We start from the raw sequence: 19063 nt of genomic DNA on the forward strand, positions 1-19063 counted from the left end.
GATCCGCGACGTGGCGCCCGCCGTCTCTCTTCTCCAAGGAACCGCAATGCGGAAGCAGCTCTACCTGTCGATCGTCCTCGCCCTGTCACCCTGTCTGCTCGCCCAGGCGCGCGCGGCGACGCCGGAGGGCCTGGAAGTCCGGGTCACCGCGCCGATCGCCGCGCAGCCGTTGGGCCGCGCGCTGGAACAGCTCTCGCGCAACTCGGGCGTGCAGTTCCTGTACTCGCCGACCGGCACTGCGCGCATGGGCGGTGCGGTCCCGGCGGGCGCCACCGTCAAGCAGGCGCTGGATGCGCTGCTGGCCGGTACCGGCCTGAACTATGCGGTGGTGGACGGCAACGTCATCGCCATCGATCCGGCCCCGGCGCGCAGCGAATCCAAGCCGGCCGCGCCGCCGCCGCCGCCGCGCGAGGAGGAGGAGGGCAGGGTCGCCCCCACCCTGGATGCGGTGAAGGTGATCGCCGCGCACGAGGTGATCGAGCAGAAGAAGAGCTCGCCGATGATCCGGGATTCGGTGATCTACGACGAGATGGACAGCTACGGCGACGAGACGCTGGCCGAAAGCCTGATGGCCGCGCCGGGCCTGAGCGCGGTGGAGGACGCGGGCGAGCCGCGCTACGTGACCGTGCGCGGCGTGCAGGCCAACCTCAACTACACGACCATCGACGGCATCGCGATCGCCAGCGTGGGCGGCAGCGGGTCCGGCGAGCGCATGAACAACCTGCAGCTGATTCCCAGCGATATCGGCACCCGCACCGACATCTACAAGAGCTTCAGCGCCGAGCAGGCGCCCGATGCCATCGGCGGGGTGATCGACATCATCAGCCGCAGCGCGTTCGACCGCTCGGGCAAGTATGTGTTCGCCGATGTCGCCGGCATCTACTCCACCGCCGAAACCGACGTCGGCCGCAGCGCCGGCGGCGACCACAAGACCCTGGGACACTTCGGCAAGAGCGCCAAGGCAGTGTTCTCCAACCAGTTCGGCGCCGACCAGCAGTTCGGCATCGTGGCGGTGGCGCGCTACGAGCAGCGTTCGCGCAACAGCATCAAGCGCTGGGTGGAATCGAACTACTACTACAACGACGCCGGCAAATACCTGACCGACGGCACCACTGAGCCCAGCGAGGCCGCCGGCTGGAACGGCCTGCGCGCGCCGGGCAATTTCAGCACCGGCACCTACACCAACTACATCACCAACTTCGGCGGCTCGGCCAAGCTGGAGTGGAAGCCGTCGGACGAGCCCTTCTACGCCTCGCTGCTGCTGTACTCGTACCGGTTCTACGAGAACTCGACGATGAACAAGACCGACCTGTACTCCAATGCCAAGTTCCCGATCCGCAACCAGACCGAGGACAGCGGCACCACCCAGATCAACAGCATCTACATCAAGAACCGGCACGACCGCTGGGATCGCAGCAACCGCGGCGCCATCGCCAATTTCAGCTGGGACGTGGGCGATGCGTCCAAGCTCACCCTGCGCGCCGGCCACACCGAAGAGACGTTCGACAACACCCAGGTCTACTGGGGCGTGCGCGCCTATCCGAGCAACCTGTTCGTCGACTACGCCAACGACAGCCATGGCTTCCCCAACGCGGTCGGCGTCTCCGACCCGAGCCTGCTGACCAGCTCGGCGTTCAAGCTCAATCCGGCGCAGGCCTACACCTCGCCGCGCCAGGCGCAGGAGACCATCGACAACCTGCGGGTGGACTTCACCCACAACATCGACGTCGAGGCGCGCGGCTTCGGTGTCGCCGCCGGCGCCGAGTACCGACACCTGAACATCTGGCAGAACGTCGATTTCGACTACTACAAGACCAACGCGACGCTCAACGACTACCTCTATCCGGGCTCGACCCTGCTGGGCACCGTGCCGGGCTTTCCGTTGATCGACAACCGCAAGTGGAGCGAGCAGTTGGTGCAGAAGCTGGGCGACAACAACGCCGCCTACCCGAACGCCAACGTCAGCAGCGACTACAAGTACGTCGAGGACATCGCCAATGCGTACGTCTCGGCGCACTACGCCTGGGAGCGGCTGTTGCTGATCGGCGGCCTGCGCTACGACCACACCCGCTTCGACGCGTTCAGTCCCTTCAGCGCCGACGGCGGCACGACCTATACGGCCGACCTGCGCAAGACCGGCGGCGGCTACGACAACCTGCTGCCGTCGTTGAACGCCACCTTCAAGCTCAGCGAGGACCAGCGCCTGCGCTTCTCGGCCAGCCGCACGCTGGGCCGGCCGACGCCGAGCAACATCGCCCAGGCGACCAACACCAGCTGCGGCGACGACGGCCAGGGCGGGAATTTCTGCACCATCCAGCAGGGCAACGCCGGCCTGGAGCCGCGCCGCGCCACCAACCTCGACCTGGCCTGGGACCTGTACTTCAACGGCAACAACGGCCTGGTCTCGGTGGCGCTGTTCGACAAGGTCATCAAGGACGACATCTACACCTTGACCACCTTCGAGACCATCGGCGACATCCGCTACCGGGTCACCCAGCCGATGAACACCGACGAATCCACGCTGCGCGGCGTGGAGTTCGCCATCGCCAACCGCAACCTGCGCTGGGGCCAGCAGCGCTTCGACATGTATTTCAACGCCACCCGGCTGGAAGGCCGCACCGACTACCGGATCAGCGACGGCAGCGAACGCCGCCTCGACCGCCTGCTGTACCAGCCGGACTGGTCGTTGAACGGCTCGCTGATCTGGCGCATGCCGTGGCAGGGCGCGCAACTGCGAGTGTCCGGCACCTACCGCAGCCGGATGCTGGTCGATTTCGGCGACACGCAATGGCTGGACTCGTACTACGACCCGTACATGACCTTCAACCTGGCCTTCAGCCACCGGATCGGCAAGCACGTGACGCTGAAGTACGAGGCCAAGAACCTGTTCAACACGCAGCCGACCTACAGCACCGGTCCGAACGGACGTTTCCGTACCGAGATCGACGACTACGGTCGCTTCTTCTACTTCCACCTCATCTACCACTGAGGGCGCTGGCCATGAGCACATTCAATCGCAGGCGCTTCCTCGCCTTGTCCGGCCTTTCCGCGTTCGGCGCCTGGATGGGCACCGCCTCGGTGCTGGCCGCGCAGACCGACGCCAAGTCCCTGAGCCCGCGCAACCTGCTCGCCTCGCCACGGTTCGCGAGCACGCCGTTCGCCCTCGGCGTGGCTTCCGGCGATCCGGCGCCGGACGGCGTGGTGCTGTGGACGCGGCTGGCGACCGAGCCGCTGGTGTTCGGCGGCGGCGTGCCGGCGCGACCGATGCTGGTGGAGTGGCAGGTGGCCAGCGACGAGCGCTTCGGCACGCTGGTGCGGCGTGGCTCGTCGCTGGCCCATCCGGAACTGGGCCATGCGGTGCATGTCGAGCTGGAAGGATTGGCTCCCGGCCGACCGTACTGGTATCGCTTCAGCGTCGGCGGCCATGCCAGTCCGGTCGGCCGCACCTGCACCTTGCCGGCGGCGGGCGCCAAGGTGGAGCGGGTGCGCTTCGCGGTCGCCGGCTGCCAGCAGTACGAGGAAGGCCACTACACCGCATGGCGGCGCATCGCCGAAGAGCCGCTGGATTTCGTCTTCCACTACGGCGACTACATCTACGAGGGCGAAACCAAGCCGGGCGTGCGCAAGATGAACGGACGCCCGTTCACCAACCTGCGCAACCACGTCGGCCCGGAGATCTACACGCTGGACGACTACCGGCGCCGCTACGCGCAGTACAAGAGCGATGCCGACCTGCAGGCCGCACACGCGGCGGCACCGTGGTTCGTGACCTTCGACGACCACGAGGTGGACAACAACTGGGCCGGTGCGCAAGACCAGGACGGCACGCCCAGCGAGGTGTTCGCGCTGCGGCGCGCGCAAGCCTTCCAGGCCTACTACGAGAACATGCCGCTGCGGCGCACGTCGTTCCCGCGCGATGGACACATGCAGCTCTACCGGCGCGCGCGCTACGGCACCCTGATGGACCTGCACCTGCTCGATACCCGCCAGTACCGCAGCAAGCAGGTCGACATGGCGCAACGCACGCAGGTGGAGTCGCCGGCGCGCAGCATCGTCGGCGCCAAGCAGGAACAGTGGCTGTTCGACGGCCTGGCCGACGCGGCCCCGCGCTGGCACACCATCGCCCACCAGGTGGCGTTGGGCAACTATGCGGAAGAGAAGAACGGCGCGGTGGTGTTCTCCGACGACCAATGGTCCGGCTACCTGGCCAGCCGCCGGCGCCTGCTCGACCACATCCAGCGAGTCGGCTTCGGCAACGTGGTCACCGCCTGCGGCGACGCGCACCGCCATTACGCCAGCGACCTGGTGCAGGACAACGCCGATTCCGGGATCGTCTCCAGCGAATTCCTCGCCACCTCGATCAGTTCCGGTTCCGACGGCCTGGGCGTGGATGCGTCGGCCGAAAGCACGCTGCGGCACAGCCCGCACCTGAAGGCCACCACCGACAAGCGCGGCTATGTGCTGTGCGACGTGACCCGCGATGCATGGATCGGCGACATGAAGACGCTGGACCAGGTGATGCAGCCGAACGGCACGCTGCAGAGCTGGAAGCGCTACGCCGTCGAACACGGCAGGCCGGGGTTGCAGGAGGCCTGAGCGGTGTTCTCGGCGTCTCTGCGGCACCCGCCTCGCGCAAGCACTGTAGGAGGGGCTTCAGCCCCGACACCGCCCGAAGCCGACAAGCGTGGCGTGTCGCTCGCACAGAACGGTATGCGTCGGCTGCATTGAAGGAACGGCATTGTTGCAATCCGGCAGCTTCCCGCGCGCCGACGAACGCTGGATTGCTCCACGGCATTCTCGCGCAGCGGGTGGCTGATGGAGCGGCGAAGCTGGCGCTGAAGGGCTGTCGCGAAAGCCATCGATGGCATAGGCCGATGCCGACGCCAGGCGGAACGCGCATCGCTGCGCCGCCGGATGTAGCCGCGCTTGCGTCAGACGATCGCCGTGGTCCCGTCGCCGTCGACGGCCAGCAATGCCGCGGCGGCAGCACTGAGCGCGCGCTCGCAGTGGCGCACAGCATGGAAGGTGCGCGTGCCCAGCGCCGCACCCACGCGCTGCAGGCGTCCGCTTTCCAGCCATGGCGCGGCCGCCAGCTGCGAGACCGCCGCCACGCTGTGCCCGGATAGCACCGCCGACAGCACCGCTTCGTTCGACGGCAGGGTCAGCGCGACGCTCAACGTGTCCGCGGCGACGTGCGCCGCGCGCAGCGCGGCTTCGAACTCCGAGCGGGTTCCGGAGCCAGGTTCGCGCATGATCCAGGAACTGGACGCCGCCAGTGCCGGCAGTGCGATCCGGCGGCGTCCGGCCAGGCGGTGGCTTGGCGCGGCGACCACCACCAGCCGATCCTGGGCGAGCGCGCTCAACGCCAGCGCCGGGTCGCGCACGCCGCCTTCGACGAAGCCCAGTTCCGCACGGCCCTCGGCGACCGCGCGCGCCACGCTTTCGGTATTGCCGACGCTGAGGCGGATCTGGATCTGCGCGTAGCGCGCGTGGAAGGCCATCAGCCGCGCCGGCAGCCAATAGCTGGCCACGGTCTGGCTGGCCTGCAGCTCCAGCGTGCCACGCAGCACGCCGCCCCATTCGCTCAAGGCCAACTCGGCCGCACGCGTGCGCGCCAGGATCGCGCGGGCCTCGTCGGCGAACGCGGCGCCGGCGGCGGTCAACTCGATGCCGCGGCCCACGCGGTGGAACAGGGCCACGCCGTACTGGCTTTCCAACGCCTTGATCGCGGCGCTGGCCGCCGACGGCGTGCGGTGCGCGGCCTGCGCGCCCAGGGTCAGGTGCTGGCGTTCGGCGACGGCGACGAACAGGGCGAGTTGTTCCAGGGTCACGGGAAGATCGTTCGGTTGGGCCGAACGAACTATCCACGATTATGCGATGGAATGACAGGATCGGCCGGCGCATCCTGCCGCCACTTCGACAGGATGGCGGCAATGCACCAGGCACTACGAAACGGGACCGCGCTGTGGCCAGGCGCGCTGTTGGCGACCGGCGTTGCGGCGCTGGCCCTGCTGACCGAGCGAGTGCAGCTGCGCTGGCTGGGCCGTCCGTGGATCGACGCGCTGGTGTTCGCGATCGTGCTCGGCACCGTGTTGCGCACGGCGGTGCGGTTGCCGGCACGCGTCCACACCGGGATCGCGTTCGCCGCGAAGCTGCCGCTGGAAGTGGCGATCGTGCTGCTCGGCGCGTCGGTCAGCTTCAGCGCGGTCGGGGCGGCCGGCGCACTGCTGTTGGGGCTGATCGCGGCGATCGTGCTGCTGGCGATCGGCATCGGCTACGGCATCGGTCGCCTGCTGGGGCTGCCGGCGCGCCTGGCCACGCTGGTGGCATGCGGCAATGCGATCTGCGGCAATTCCGCGATCGTGGCGGCGGCGCCGGTGATCGATGCAGATTCCGACGAGGTGGCCGCCTCGATCGCCTTCACTGCGGCATTGGGCATCGTGGTGGTGCTGGCCCTGCCGCTGGCGGTGCCCCTGTTCGGCCTGGACCAGCGCCATTACGGGATCCTCGCGGGCATGACCGTGTACGCGGTGCCGCAGGTCTTGGCCGCGACGCTGCCGGTGGGCGCGGTCAGCGCGCAGGTCGGCGCGCTGGTCAAGCTGATGCGGGTGGTGATGCTGGGGCCGGTGATGCTGCTGCTCGGCCTGACCGCCGGCCGCCCGGGCGCCGCGCGGGTGCCGTTGCATCGCTTGCTGCCGTGGTTCGTGCTGGGCTTCATCGGCATGATGCTGCTGCGCTCGTCGGGCCTGTTGGCGCCGGCGCTGGCGGACGCGATGCAGCGCACTTCCGCGCTGCTGACCCTGGTCGCGATGGCGGCGCTGGGGCTGTCGGTGAACCTGCGCTCGGTGCTGGCCTCCGGCGGCCGCGTGCTGGCCGCCGGCACGCTGTCGCTGCTGGCGCTGGCCGGAATCAGCGCGCTGCTGGTCTGGTGGTTGCCGTAGCGTGCGACAGCGGCGCAGCGGCGCAGCGGCGCAGCGGTGCAGCGGTGCAGCGGCTCAGCTGCCGTGGATGCGGCCGCTCTCGCCGGCGCGGTACAAGGTGCCATCGGCATCGCGCGCGGGCACCGGCTGCTTCTGCTGCTCGCCGCGCATTGCTGCCATCCGGTCCGCCAGTCGCGGCAGCATGTGCGTCACCGCGGTGTTCGCCTTGGCCAGCAACCCCACCTTGACGTCGCGCCCGCCGTGCTCGGCGGCGTGCAGGATCGCTTCGGCCACGCGCATCGGCGCGATCATCGGTTTGGGCAGGGTCGGCTCCTCGCGCATGTAGTTGCGCGCGTGCTGCGGGTAGGGCGTATCCACCGCGGTCGGCTGGATCAGCACCACCGAGACCGGCAGCTTGTCCACGTGCTCCAGTTCGATCCGCAGCGCATCGGTGAAACCTTTCACCGCATGCTTGGACGCCGAATACATGCCCTGCAGCGGCACCACCGCTTCCGACGCTTCGCTGCCCAGGTTGATCAGGCTGCCGTGCGAGGCGATCAGGTGCGGCAGCGCGACCAGCGAGCCGTGCACCACGCCCCAGAAATTGACGTCGAACAGGCGCTTGCTGTCCTGGTCGACGACCTCCGCGAGCTTGCCGTAGATCGCCACGCCGGCATTGTTCACCCAGGTATCGATCCGGCCGTAGTGGCGTATCGCCTCCGCCGCCGCGGCCTCCAGCTGTTCGCGCTCGGCGACGTCGGCGGCGACCGCGATCGCCTCGCCGCCGGCGTCGCGGATGGTCCGCACGGTATCGTCCAGCGTGTCGCGGCTGCGTGCCACCAGTACCAGCTTGGCGCCGCGCTCGGCAGCCATCAGTGCGGTGCACAGGCCGATGCCGCTGGAGGCGCCGGTGATGACCATGACCTGTTGCTCGATGGGATGGTGTCGCTGCGCCATGATGCGTTTCTCCCGGGACGGTTTGCATGCACGCTAGGCGCCGTGTCGTAGCATCGGGGTGAAGCGGAAATCGACGTCGCGTCAAGCGCGGCCGCCTGATGCGATGCGCCATCGCCGATGCGCGAGCGCCGCTGGGCGACGAACGGCGTGACGGATCGACGAAGGATCGGTGAAACCCGCATCACGCATCGTTGCCGCGCGCTGCGCATGCTGGTCATGCAGGCACTGCGCGAGCGCAGCGACTCGATCGGAAAACCAGGCGCGCTTGCCTGTGGTCGCGCCATCCTCCGGAGCATCCGCATGCAGGCATCTTCTTCCTCTTCCTCTCCCCAGGTGGCGCCGTTTCCGCGGCTTGCCGCGATGCAGGTGGCGCGCGGCCTGCGCCGCGCCGGCTATGCGTTCGTCTCTGAGCAGTGCGAGCGGCTGCACAGCGACGTGTTCCAGACCCGGATGCTGCTGCGGCCGGCGGTCTTCGCGCGCGGCGCGGAGGCGGTGGCGGCGTTCTACCACCCGGGCCGGTTCACCCGCCGCGGCGCCTTGCCACCGACCACCGTCGCCCTGCTGCAGGGCTTCGGCAGCGTGCAGCGCCTGGACGGCGATGCGCACCTGCAGCGCAAGCGCCTGTTCCGCACCCTGCTGGCGCCGGGCGCCACCGCCGCGCTGGTGGCCGAGTTCCGCGCGCAATGGCGCGAGCGCGCGCGGGAATGGGAGCGCATGCCGCAGGTGATCCTGCAGCGGGAGGCCGAACTGGTGCTGTGCCGCGCGGCCTGCCGCTGGGCCGGTGTGCCGCTCGACGACGCGCAGAGTCGCCGCCGCGCCGGCGACTTCGCGGCAATGATCGATGGCGCCGGCAGTGCAGGGACGCGCTGGTGGCGCGGATGGTGGCGACGCAAAAGCACCGAGCGTTGGATCCGCGGCGTGATCCGTGGCCTGCGGCGCGAGGCCAAGGGCGACGACACCCGTCCGGCAGCGGCCATCGCGGCCTATCGCGATGCGCAGGGCAGGGCGCTCAGTGTGCAGGTCGCCGCGGTGGAGGTGATCAACCTGCTGCGCCCGACCGTGGCGGTCGCGCGCTGGATCACCTTCGCCGCGCTCGCGTTGCACCAGCATCCGCAAGTGCGGCATCGCCTGCGCCAGGGCGAGCCCGGCCTGCTGCGCAATGTGGTGCAGGAGGTACGGCGCTTCTACCCGTTCTTCCCGATGGTCGGCGGACGCGTGCGCACGCCCTTCCAGTGGCGCGGACGCAGTTTCCGCCGCGGCGAGTGGATGATGGTCGACCTGTACGGCACCAATCACGATCCGGCGCTGTGGACGCAGCCGCAGCGGTTCGATCCGGACCGTTTCCGCGATTGGAGCGGGGGCGGTTTCGACCTGGTGCCGCAGGGCGGCGGCTCGGTCGAACAGGACCATCGCTGCCCGGGCGAAGATCCCGCGATCGCGCTGCTGATGGCGGCGGTGGACGAACTGGCGACGGGCTGCGACTACGAGGTGCCGGCGCAGGACCTGGACTATCCGTTGGATCGCTTTCCGACACTGCCACGTAGTGGCTTCGTGATCCGCGCGGTGCGTTTGCGCGATCCGGCTTCCGGGAGCTGATGCGGCGGCGAGCGAAAGGTGTATCGAAGTGGCGATGGCGCGCCGCAAGTGCAGGTGCGACTAGCGCGAGGCAGGTGAAACCGGTTCTACAGAGAAGGTGCTTACGCACGCCCGGCGAGTTTTCGCACTGCCTGCACTTCCGTTCAACGGCGCACTAACGCCCCGCTGCAGAGCATTGGCCTTCCCAAGTCATGCACGGAGAGAAGTCATGCGAAATCTCATCAGCGGTGTCTCCTTGGCGGTCGTGGTTGCCCTGGGGGCGGGCGCGGCGCAGGCGCAGAGCCAGATGTCCGGTCAGTCCAGTGTCCCTGCCACCGGCGGCGCAGCGCAGGTCGACCGACCAATGTCCACCTCGCCCGCCGCAGGAACGACTACCGGCAGCGCCGGCGATCGCGCCTCCGCGCTCGACGAGAAGCAGGCCTTGGGCGTGCTCGCGGCGATCAACACCACCGAAATCAACGCCGGCAACCTGGCGCTGCAGAAGCAGGTGAAAGGCCCGGTGCGCGACTACGCCAACCAGATGGTCAAGGAGCATTCGGACAACAACGCCAAGATCGCGCCGTGGGCGCCGGACCGCAGCGCAGCGCCGGCCGAAAAACAGACGAAGAAGGGCCAGGCCGAGGCCAAGAAGCTGCAGGAACTGGACGGCGACAAGTTCGAACAGGCCTACGTCAAGGCCATGGTCAAGGACCACAAGGAGGCGTTGAGGATGCTCGACGACAAGCTGATCCCGGCGGCCAAGACGCCGCAGGTCGCCGAGCACCTGCGCACCACGCGCACGCACGTCGCCGCCCATCTGGCCAAGGCGCAGCAACTGCAGGACGCGGGCACCTCGTCGTCGGCCGGTACCCACGCGCACTGATCCCGGCGCCGATCCCGCTCTCCACCCGCCACGGGCGCCCCGCCCGTGGTTCCAGCCAGAGACCTTCCATGAGCGACTCTCCCGTTGCCGAACATCTCAATGCACTCGACGGAACCCGCATGCTGCGCACGGTCAGCATCCTCGGCGAACCGCACCGCATCCTGGATGCGTGGTGCGACATGACCGTACAGCAGCAGATCCTGCACGGCCTCGCCGAGCTGCAGTCCGGCGACGGCTACGAATCGCAGTGGCGGCTGCGCCTGCCGCTGGATCGGCATGTCGCACTGCGCTACCGACGCGGCGAAGTGCGGATGGGCGAGTCGGTGCGCTACGCAGGCGATGGCGAGCATGGCCTGCAACTGCAGACCGAACTGAGCGTGCGGCCGGCGCCCAACGGTTTCGGGTGCGAAGCCGTGCTCGCGGTGGAGTACCGCGTGGAAGGCGGCCCGATCGCGCAGGCCGTGGCGAAACTGGTCGGCGCCGCCCCCGATGCGATGGTCGCCAAGGTGCTGCGCCGGTTCAAGGCATGGATCGAATGCGGCGAGGTGCCGACCTTGCGCAACAACCCGTCCGCGCGTGCGCGCGACCACCACCAAGACTGAGGAATTCCCTATGCGCGCACTGTGCTGGAACGGTGTGAACGACCTGCGCGTGGAGACGGTGCCCGATCCGGGCATCGTCAATCCGCGCGACGTGATCCTGAAAGTCGGACTCAGCACCACCTGCGGTTCCGACCTGCACTTCATCGATGGCTACATTCCGAGCATGCGCGAGGGCGACGTCATCGGCCACGAATTCATGGGCGAGATCGTCGAGGTCGGCCCGCAGGTCAAGTCCCTGCGCGTCGGCCAGCGCGTGGTGGTGCCGTCCTTCATTTCCTGCGGCGAGTGCTGGCATTGCGGGCGCCAGGAGTTCTCGCTGTGCGACAACACCAATCCGAACTGGGAGATGCAGGAGCCGCTGCTCGGTCACCCGACGGCCGGCATCTACGGCTATACCCATGCTTTCGGCGGCTACGCCGGATCGCACGCGGAGTTCATCCGCGTGCCGCATGCCGACGTCGGCTGCTTCCCGATTCCCGACGAGGTTGCCGACGACGACGCGCTGTTCCTGTCCGACGCCGGCCCGACCGGCTACATGGGCGCGGATTTCTGCCGGATCCAACCTGGCGACACCGTCGCGGTGTGGGGCTGCGGCGGAGTGGGCCTGATGGCGCAGCAGAGCGCGAAACTGCTCGGCGCCGAGCGGGTGATCGGCATCGACCGCCTGCCCGAGCGCCTGGCCATGGCGCGCGACGTGCTCGGCGTGGAAGTGATCGACTATTCGGCGGTGGACAGCGTGGTCGACGTGCTGCGCGAGATGACCGGCGGACGCGGCCCGGACGCGTGCATCGACGCGGTCGGCATGGAGGCGCACGGCACCGGCCTGGGTTATGCCTACGATCGGGTCAAGCAGGCGTTGCACCTGCACACCGACCGCGGGCAGGCGCTGCGCGAGGCGATCCTCGCCTGCCGCAAGGGCGGCGTGCTGTCGATCCTCGGCGTGTACGGCCTGATGGACAAGTTCCCGCTGGGCGCGATCATGAACAAGGGGCTGACCGTGCGCACCGCGCAACAGCATGGCCAGCGCTACGTGCCGCAGCTGCTGGAGCTGGCGCGCAGCGGTGCACTCAAGTCGCGCTTCCTGGCCACGCACAGGATGCCGCTGGAAGAGGCGGTCCGCGGCTACGACATGTTCAAGCACAAGCACGAAGGCTGCGTGCGCGCGGTGTTCGTGCCGGGCATGGCGAGCGAGCGCGCGGCGGTGTAATAGTCTCCGCGGCGGCGGGCGCTCTAAGGTGGCGGCATTCTACGCTTGCTTCGCCACGGACCGCCTCATGGGACACGACCACAGCCACGCGCAGACCGAGATCCGCCACGAGAAGCCGTTGTGGTGGGCCCTGGGGCTGACCGCCACGTTCCTGCTGGTGGAGATCGTCGGTGCGTTCCTGACCAACAGCCTGGCGCTGCTGTCCGACGCCGCGCACATGGCCACCGACACCCTGGCGCTGATGATCGCGCTGGTCGCGGTGCGGCTGAGCCGGCGCCCGCCCGACGCCAAGCGCACCTACGGCTACGCGCGGCTGGAAGCGCTGGGCGCCTTGTTCAACGGCGGCATGCTGTTCGTGGTCGCCGCCTACATCCTGTGGGAGGCGGTGCAGCGGTTCCGCCAGCCGCAGGACGTGGCCACGGTCGGCATGCTCGGCATCGCCGCGTTCGGCCTGCTGATCAACCTGATCTCGATGCGCCTGCTCAAGGCCGGCAGCGGCGAGAGCCTGAACATGAAGGGCGCCTACCTGGAAGTGTGGAGCGACATGCTCGGTTCGGTGGCGGTGATCGTCGGCGCGCTGGCGATCCGCCTGACCGGCTGGAAGGTGATCGACCCGATCCTGGCGGTGCTGATCGGCTTGTGGGTGCTGCCGCGCACCTGGGTACTGCTGCGCGAGGCGATCAACGTGCTGCTGGAAGGCGTGCCCAAGGGCGTGGACCTGGCCGCGCTGCGCGGCTACCTGCGCAGCGCTGCGGGCGTGGAAGACGTGCACGACCTGCATGTGTGGGCACTGGCCTCCAGCACGCCGGCGCTGACCGCGCACGTGGTGGTCGCCGACGGTACCGATGCCGATGCGCTGCGCGCGACCCTGTGCGACGGCCTGCATGCGCGCTTCGACATCGACCACGTCACCTTGCAGATGGAAGCCGGACACTGCGGCGCGCAGCCATGCGGCACGCCGGCACGCGCTGGGGCGGGTGCGCACGAGGATCATGCGGATCACGATCACGCCAAGCACGACGGCCACGGGCACCGGCACGATCATGCGCACGGCGCGCACGGGCATTCGCATTCCTGACACCGGGTCGGGGGTGTTCCGTCTTCTGTAGGAGCGGCTTCAGCCGCGACAGGAACTATCGGTAACGCCTGTCGCGGCTGAAGCCGCTCCTACAGGTAGCGCAGATGACTTGGCGGCCGACTCAGGCCACCGGTTCGCGCAGCGCCGGCGCATCCCAGCCCGGGCGCGGCGCGAAGCGCTCGCCGTAGCGCGCCTGCAACGCGCGCAGCCGCGCCAGCAGGGCGTCGGCGCCGACCGTGCGGATGTGCTGGATCGGGCCGCCGCGGAACGGGGCGAAGCCGGTGCCGAAGATCACCCCGGCGTCGAGCAGGTCCGCATCGGCCACCACGCCCTCGTGCAGGCAGGCCACCGCCTCGTTGAGCAGCGGCAGGATCAGGCGGTCTTCCAGGTCGTCCGGCGCCTGATAGTCCTTGGCCACCTCCGGCTTCTTCGCGCGCCCGTTTTCCCACGCGTACAGCCCCTGTCCATCCTTCTTGCCGCGCTTGCCCGCGTCCACCATCTGCAGCGCGGCGGGAATCGGCAGGCCCAGGAACGGCGCCAGTTCCGCGCCGACCCCGGCGGCCACGTCCAGGCCGACGGTGTCGATCAGCTCGATCGGCCCCATCGGCATGCCGAACTTCACCGCCGCCTTGTCGATCGCCGGGCCAGGGATGCCTTCCGCATAGGCGGTGGCCGCTTCCAGCAGGTACGGGAACAGCACGCGGTTGACCAGGAACCCGGGCGTGCCGGCGACCGGCACCGGCAGCTTGTCGATCGCCTTGCAGAACGCCGCCAGCCGCTTCTGGTTGTCCAGCGCCAGCCCGTCGTGGCAGACGATCTCCACCAGCGGCATCTGCGCCACCGGGTTGAAATAGTGCAGGCCGGCGAACTGTGCCGGGCGCTGGATGTGCTCGCGCAGTTCGGTCAGCGGGATCGAGGAGGTGTTGGTGCTGAGCAGCGCGTCGGGCTGCATCCGCGGCTCCAGCGCCTGGTACAGCTCGCGCTTGGCCTGCGGATTCTCGATGATCGCCTCGATCACCAGATCCGCCACCGGCACGCCGTCGCCGGCCAGGTCGCCCTTCAGCCGCGCCGCCACCGCCGGACGCTTGCTGTCGTCCTTGACCCGCTTGGCGAACAGCTCGCCGGCGCGGGTCAGCGCGCCATCGATGAAGCGCTGCTCGCGGTCCTGCAGGGTCACTTCGAAGCCCTTGTAGGCCGACCAGGCGGCGATGTCGCCGCCCATCACCCCGGCGCCGACCACGTGCACGTGGCGGATGCCATGGTCCTTTCCGCCCAGCGCCTTGAGCCGCTCGGTGAGGAAGAAGATGCGGATCAGGTTGCGCGCGGTCGGCGTGCTGGCCAGCTTGACCACCGCCTTGCGCTCGGCGTCCAGCCTCGCCTGGATGCCGCCGCCGCCGCTGCGCTCCCACACGCCGATCAGCGCGTACGGCGCCGGGTAGTGTTCCTTGCGCGCCTTGCGCGCCACCTGCTTGCGCATCTGCGGCGCCAGCAGCTTGCGCGCCGGCCAGGTATTGGTCGCCCAGGCGCTGGCGCGCTGCTTGAACGGGCGCGCGCTGCCGGTCAAGGCCAGCGTCACTGCGGTATCGACCAGCACCGCCGGCGCGGCGACCTTGTCGACCAGGCCCATAGACCGTGCCGCCGACGCCGACACGGTGCGTCCGGTCAGCATCAGGTCCATCGCCGCCGGCGCGCCGATCAGTCGCGGCAGGCGTGCGCTGCCGCCCCAGCCGGGGAAGATGCCCAGCTTGGTCTCGGGCAGGCCGATGCGGGTGGCGCCGTCGCTGGAGGCGACCCGGTAGCGGCAGGCCAGCGCGATCTCGGTGCCGCCGCCCATGCAGAAGCCATGGATCGCGGCCACGGTCGGGCAGGGCAGTTCGGCCAGTTTCTGGAAGGTGGCCTGGCCGCGGCGGATCGCGTCGTTGACGGTGCCGCGGCGGTCGAATTCCTGGAATTCCTTCAGGTCCGCGCCGGCGATGAAGCCATTGGCCTTGGCCGAGCGGATCACCACGCCCTTGGGCGGGTCGATGGCGATGCGCTCGAGCAGGTCGCCCAGTTCCAGCAGCACGTCCTGCGACAGCGCGTTGACGGGCGCGTCCTGGCGGTCGAGGCTGAGCACGACGACGCCGTCGTCGCGGATGTCCGCTTGCCAGTGACTGAATCGGAGCCCATCGAAGCCTGAGAGCATGGGGAGGACCATCCGCTTGTGTATGGAGAAGATCGTTATCATCCAGAGGTTGTTTCCGTTGCGTCAAATCCCAATCCACAGGGAAGTGACGCCGTCCCGCCACCGCTGGCCTGCCGCCAGCCTAACGGAATGCGGGTTAACGTCGTGGGGCGGCGGTCCGCTAGGGACGCTGAACTTTTTTCCGGATTGGCGGTCAGATGGTCCGACGTAGGTTGGGCTGACAGGAGTGCGGCCCGTTATGGCCGATGTCGAAACACCTCAGGAGCTGGACCTGGAACTGGTCAGGCGCGTGCAGCGCGGCGAGAGCGCGGCGTTCGATGTGCTGGTGCGCAAGTACCAACACCGGATCGTCGGCCTGATCGGGCGCTACATCGCCGACTGGAGCGAATGTCAGGACGTGGCCCAGGACACCTTCATCCGCGCCTACCGCGCGATAGGGAATTTCCGCGGCGACGCCCAGTTCTCCACATGGTTGCACCGGATCGCCGTGAACACCGCCAAGAACTACCTGGTCGCGCACAACCGCCGGCCGCCCACCGACGACGTGGACGTGCTCGACGCCGAGCAGTTCGACAGCGGCACGCGCTTGCGCGACACCGACACGCCCGAGCGCGAACTGATGCGCCAGGAGCTGGAACAGACGGTGATGAAGGCGGTCAATGCGTTGCCGGAAGAATTGCGAACCGCCATCACCCTGCGCGAGGTGGACGGGATGAGTTACGAGGACATCGCGCAGAAGATGGGTTGCCCGATCGGCACGGTGCGCTCGCGCATCTTCCGCGCGCGTGACGCCATCGACGCCGAACTCCGTCCCCTGCTGGATACCGACAGCGCCACTCGTGAGCGACACCGCGTATGACCGATAGCACCGCCATTCCCCAGCCCGAACCGGCCCCCGGCGCCACGCCGCCGGACAAGTTCGAACTGCACTACCGACAGCAGCTGTCCGCGCTGATCGACGGCGAGCTGCCGGCCGACGAGGCGCGCTTCGTGCTGCGCCGGTTGCAGCACGACGAGGAGCTGTCCGGCTGCCACGAACGCTGGCAGCTGTGCGGCGACATCCTGCGCGGCCGCGTGTGCGTGCCGGCGCCGGCGGATTTCGGCGCGCGGGTGCGCCAGGCGGTGGCGGCCGAGGCGCAACACGCCGATGCGGCACGCGCCGGCGACGCCGCCGGCGGCCGCCGCGCCTGGCGCTGGGGCGGCAGTGCGGCGCTGGCGGCATCGGTCGCCGCGATCGCCTTGTTCATGGCTCGCGAGCGCCTGCCCGAGACGGCGCCGGCGCCCGCGACGCAGGTCGCTAGCAGCGCGGCTCCTGCTTCCGCCGCGCCTGCGGCCCCGACGGCCGTCGCGCAGGTGCCGGCACCAACGCCGACGCCGACGCCGGCCGATCCGCAGGGCGATCTCGGCGCGGCGGTCGCCGCGGCGCCGGCGGTGGCCATCGCCGCCACCCGGCGCCAGGACGCCGCCGCCCGCCGCGGCGCGACCCGCACCCAGCAGGCCGTGCGCAGCAGCGCCGCGCGTGCGGCCGAGCCGGCGCGCGCGATCGCCGCCGCCACGCCGCCGGCGGCCGGGCAGGTGGTCGCGCAGCAGCGTGCCGGCGATCCGTTCGCGCACCAGCCCGCTCCGTTGCAGGCGCGCCCCTGGCCGCGCTCGACGCTGGCGCCGGCCGCGTCCGGCGGCGCGTTCACTGCCAGTTTCCCGCGCCAGGGCGCAGCGGCGGCGTTCTATCCGTTCGAGCCGCGATTGCCGGCCGACGCGGCGTCCGAATCGTCGCCACACCCTTGAAGCCAGGCGTCGGCCGAAGCCCGTGCTTCGCTCCGGCGCGCGGCGCCCGCGGCACCGCCGCGGTGTTCCTTTCCTTTCCCGAACCGGAGGCTCGCGTCCGATGACTCACCGTATCCGCAACCATCTGCTGGGCATGTTGGCCCTGACCTTGCCGCTGGCCGCCTGCGCGCAGCAGCCCGAGTCGGCCGCGCCCGCCGCCGCGGCAGCGCCGGCCGCGCGCGCGGCGCCCGCGCCGCAGCTGGTCGCCGGCCTGCCCGATTTCACCAACCTGGTCGAGCAGGTCGGGCCGGGCGTGGTCAACGTCGAAACCACGATCAGCCGCAAGGCCGCGGCGGCCGCGCGCGGTGGCGGCGGCATGCCCGACGATGCGCAGATCCCGGAGTTCTTCCGCCGCTTCTTCGGGCCGGGCGGGATGCCGGGCCAGCCGGGGATGCCCGGCCAGGGGCCGGACGAGGACGACGACGGCGGCCCCGGCGGCCGCTCGATGGGTTCGGGCTTCATCATCTCGGCCGACGGCTACGTGCTGACCAACCACCACGTGGTCGACGGCGCCAGCGAGGTCAAGGTCAAGCTGACCGACCGCCGCGAGTTCACCGCCAAGGTGGTCGGCAGCGACCAGCAGTACGACGTTGCGCTGCTGAAGATCGACGGCAAGAACCTGCCGACGGTGCGCGTGGGCGATTCCAACGTGCTCAAGCCCGGGCAGTGGGTGGTGGCGATCGGCTCGCCGTTCGGCCTGGACCATTCGGTCACCGCAGGCATCGTCAGCGCCACCGGGCGCAGCAACCCGTACGCCGACCAGCGCTACGTGCCCTTCATCCAGACCGACGTGGCGATCAACCAGGGCAATTCCGGCGGCCCGCTGCTCAACACCCGCGGCGAGGTGGTCGGCATCAACTCGCAGATCTTCTCCGCGTCGGGCGGCTACATGGGCATCAGCTTCGCGATTCCGATCGACCTGGCGATGAGCGCGGTCGAGCAGATCAAGAAGACCGGCAAGGTCAGCCGCGGCATGCTCGGCGTGACCATGCAGCCGAACATCAGCGACGTCGAGGCCAAGGGCCTGGGCCTGACCGACACCCGCGGCGCGCTGGTCAACGGCGTGCAGCCGGGCAGCGGCGCGGCCAAGGCCGGGATCGAGCCGGGCGACTTCATCGTTGCCTTCAACGGGCAGAAGATCAACACGCGCGAGGACCTGCCGCCGCTGGTGGGCATGCTGCCGCCGGGCAGCAAGGCGCGCGTCACCGTGATCCGCGACGGCAAGCCGCGCGACATCAGCGTGACCCTGAGCGAGCTCAGCGACGACGGCGTGGCCATGGGCCAGCAGCTGCCCGGCCGCGGCGGTGCGACGCCGGCGCCGCAGGCCGCCGAGAGCAGCGCGCTGGGCATCAGCGTGGAGGAGATCCCGGCGCCGGTGCGGCAGAAGCTCGGGCTGCGCGCCGACGAAGGCGTGCAGGTGGCGCAGGTGAGCCGCGCGGTGGCGAGCAAGTCGCAGCTGCGCCCGGGCATGATCGTGCTGCAGGTCGGGCGCACCCCGGTGTCCAGCGCGGCGCAGTTCCAGAAACTGACCGCCGGCGCGAAGAAGGGCGATGTGGTGATGCTGCTGGTGCGCGCGCCGGGCAGCCCGGCCAGCCAGTTCGTCGCGATCAGCGTCGACTGAGCCCCGCGCCAGAGGAGTGCCAAAGACGGCCAGCGAACCCAGGTTCGCTGGCCGTCTTTGATTTCATTGGGTTTTCCTGCGCGGCGCCGCAGCCAGGCACGCACGTGCGAGGGCCGGGCCAGCGCAGGCGTCCGCTTCGCTCCGGGCATGCGATAATGGCCCGTTATCCTGACGACGGTCCTGGCCGCCGCCCACCTCATGTCCTCTGATT

General features: G+C 69.5%; 14 protein-coding genes. 11 read left to right on the plus strand and 3 right to left on the minus strand.

Annotated elements, in window-relative coordinates; all coding sequences use genetic code 11:
* Positions 1-46: 46 nt before the first annotated feature.
* Together J2Y70_RS01845 and J2Y70_RS01850 are read left to right on the plus strand one after the other, a co-directional pair.
* The gene (locus J2Y70_RS01845; protein ID WP_309912651.1) at positions 47-2989 is read left to right on the plus strand and encodes a TonB-dependent receptor; all 2943 of its coding nucleotides are present in this window, start codon (positions 47-49) and stop codon (positions 2987-2989) included.
* Positions 2990-3000: 11 nt separating this feature from the next.
* Complete coding sequence (locus J2Y70_RS01850; RefSeq protein WP_309912653.1) at positions 3001-4596, plus strand: alkaline phosphatase D family protein; 1596 nt, start codon at positions 3001-3003, stop codon at positions 4594-4596.
* Positions 4597-4931: 335 nt separating this feature from the next.
* On the opposite strand, the gene J2Y70_RS01855 is transcribed toward J2Y70_RS01850, so the two are convergent.
* Positions 4932-5831: a LysR family transcriptional regulator gene (locus J2Y70_RS01855; RefSeq protein ID WP_309912655.1), complete on the minus strand. Its 900-nt coding sequence runs from the start codon at positions 5829-5831 to the stop codon at positions 4932-4934.
* 102 nt (positions 5832-5933) lie between these two features.
* Here J2Y70_RS01855 and J2Y70_RS01860 point away from each other — a divergent pair, with 102 nt between their 5' ends.
* Entirely contained in the window at positions 5934-6941 is a 1008-nt protein-coding gene (locus tag J2Y70_RS01860; RefSeq protein WP_309912657.1) for a putative sulfate exporter family transporter, read from the plus strand.
* A gap of 54 nt (positions 6942-6995) precedes the next feature.
* Here J2Y70_RS01860 and J2Y70_RS01865 read toward each other — a convergent pair whose 3' ends face one another.
* Complete coding sequence (locus J2Y70_RS01865) at positions 6996-7877, minus strand: SDR family oxidoreductase (RefSeq protein ID WP_309912659.1); 882 nt, start codon at positions 7875-7877, stop codon at positions 6996-6998.
* A gap of 300 nt (positions 7878-8177) precedes the next feature.
* Here J2Y70_RS01865 and J2Y70_RS01870 point away from each other — a divergent pair, with 300 nt between their 5' ends.
* From J2Y70_RS01870 to J2Y70_RS01890, 5 genes are all read left to right on the plus strand, one after another.
* Entirely contained in the window at positions 8178-9473 is a 1296-nt protein-coding gene (locus J2Y70_RS01870; RefSeq protein ID WP_309912661.1) for a cytochrome P450, read from the plus strand.
* Between the two features lie 208 nt (positions 9474-9681).
* Positions 9682-10335 carry a DUF4142 domain-containing protein gene (locus J2Y70_RS01875; RefSeq protein ID WP_309912663.1) on the plus strand — a complete coding sequence of 218 codons (654 nt, stop codon included), beginning with the start codon at positions 9682-9684 and terminating at the stop codon, positions 10333-10335.
* Positions 10336-10403: 68 nt separating this feature from the next.
* Positions 10404-10937 (plus strand): hypothetical protein, encoded by a 534-nt coding sequence (locus J2Y70_RS01880; RefSeq protein WP_263397702.1) that lies wholly within the window; start codon positions 10404-10406, stop codon positions 10935-10937.
* Between the two features lie 10 nt (positions 10938-10947).
* Positions 10948-12144, plus strand: a complete 1197-nt coding sequence (locus J2Y70_RS01885; RefSeq protein ID WP_309912665.1) for a zinc-dependent alcohol dehydrogenase — start codon at positions 10948-10950, stop codon at positions 12142-12144.
* A 67-nt stretch (positions 12145-12211) separates the two neighbouring features.
* Positions 12212-13222, plus strand: a complete 1011-nt coding sequence (locus J2Y70_RS01890; protein WP_309912668.1) for a cation diffusion facilitator family transporter — start codon at positions 12212-12214, stop codon at positions 13220-13222.
* A gap of 121 nt (positions 13223-13343) precedes the next feature.
* On the opposite strand, the gene J2Y70_RS01895 is transcribed toward J2Y70_RS01890, so the two are convergent.
* The gene (locus J2Y70_RS01895; RefSeq protein ID WP_309912670.1) at positions 13344-15407 is read right to left on the minus strand and encodes a 3-hydroxyacyl-CoA dehydrogenase NAD-binding domain-containing protein; all 2064 of its coding nucleotides are present in this window, start codon (positions 15405-15407) and stop codon (positions 13344-13346) included.
* Positions 15408-15645: 238 nt separating this feature from the next.
* Between J2Y70_RS01895 and rpoE the strand changes: the two genes are divergently transcribed.
* The 3 genes from rpoE to J2Y70_RS01910 all read left to right on the plus strand — a co-directional run bounded on the left by rpoE (position 15646) and on the right by J2Y70_RS01910 (position 18852).
* Positions 15646-16266, plus strand: coding sequence for an RNA polymerase sigma factor RpoE (gene rpoE, locus J2Y70_RS01900; protein ID WP_053835168.1), 621 nt, complete (start codon positions 15646-15648; stop codon positions 16264-16266).
* Positions 16263-17192 (plus strand): sigma-E factor negative regulatory protein, encoded by a 930-nt coding sequence (locus tag J2Y70_RS01905; protein ID WP_309912673.1) that lies wholly within the window; start codon positions 16263-16265, stop codon positions 17190-17192. Before rpoE ends, J2Y70_RS01905 begins: the two co-directional genes overlap by 4 nt.
* A 100-nt stretch (positions 17193-17292) precedes the next feature.
* Entirely contained in the window at positions 17293-18852 is a 1560-nt protein-coding gene (locus J2Y70_RS01910) for a DegQ family serine endoprotease (RefSeq protein WP_309912675.1), read from the plus strand.
* Positions 18853-19063: the final 211 nt, after the last annotated feature.

Source organism: Xanthomonas sp. 1678, from assembly GCF_031455575.1.
GTDB lineage: Bacteria > Pseudomonadota > Gammaproteobacteria > Xanthomonadales > Xanthomonadaceae > Xanthomonas_A.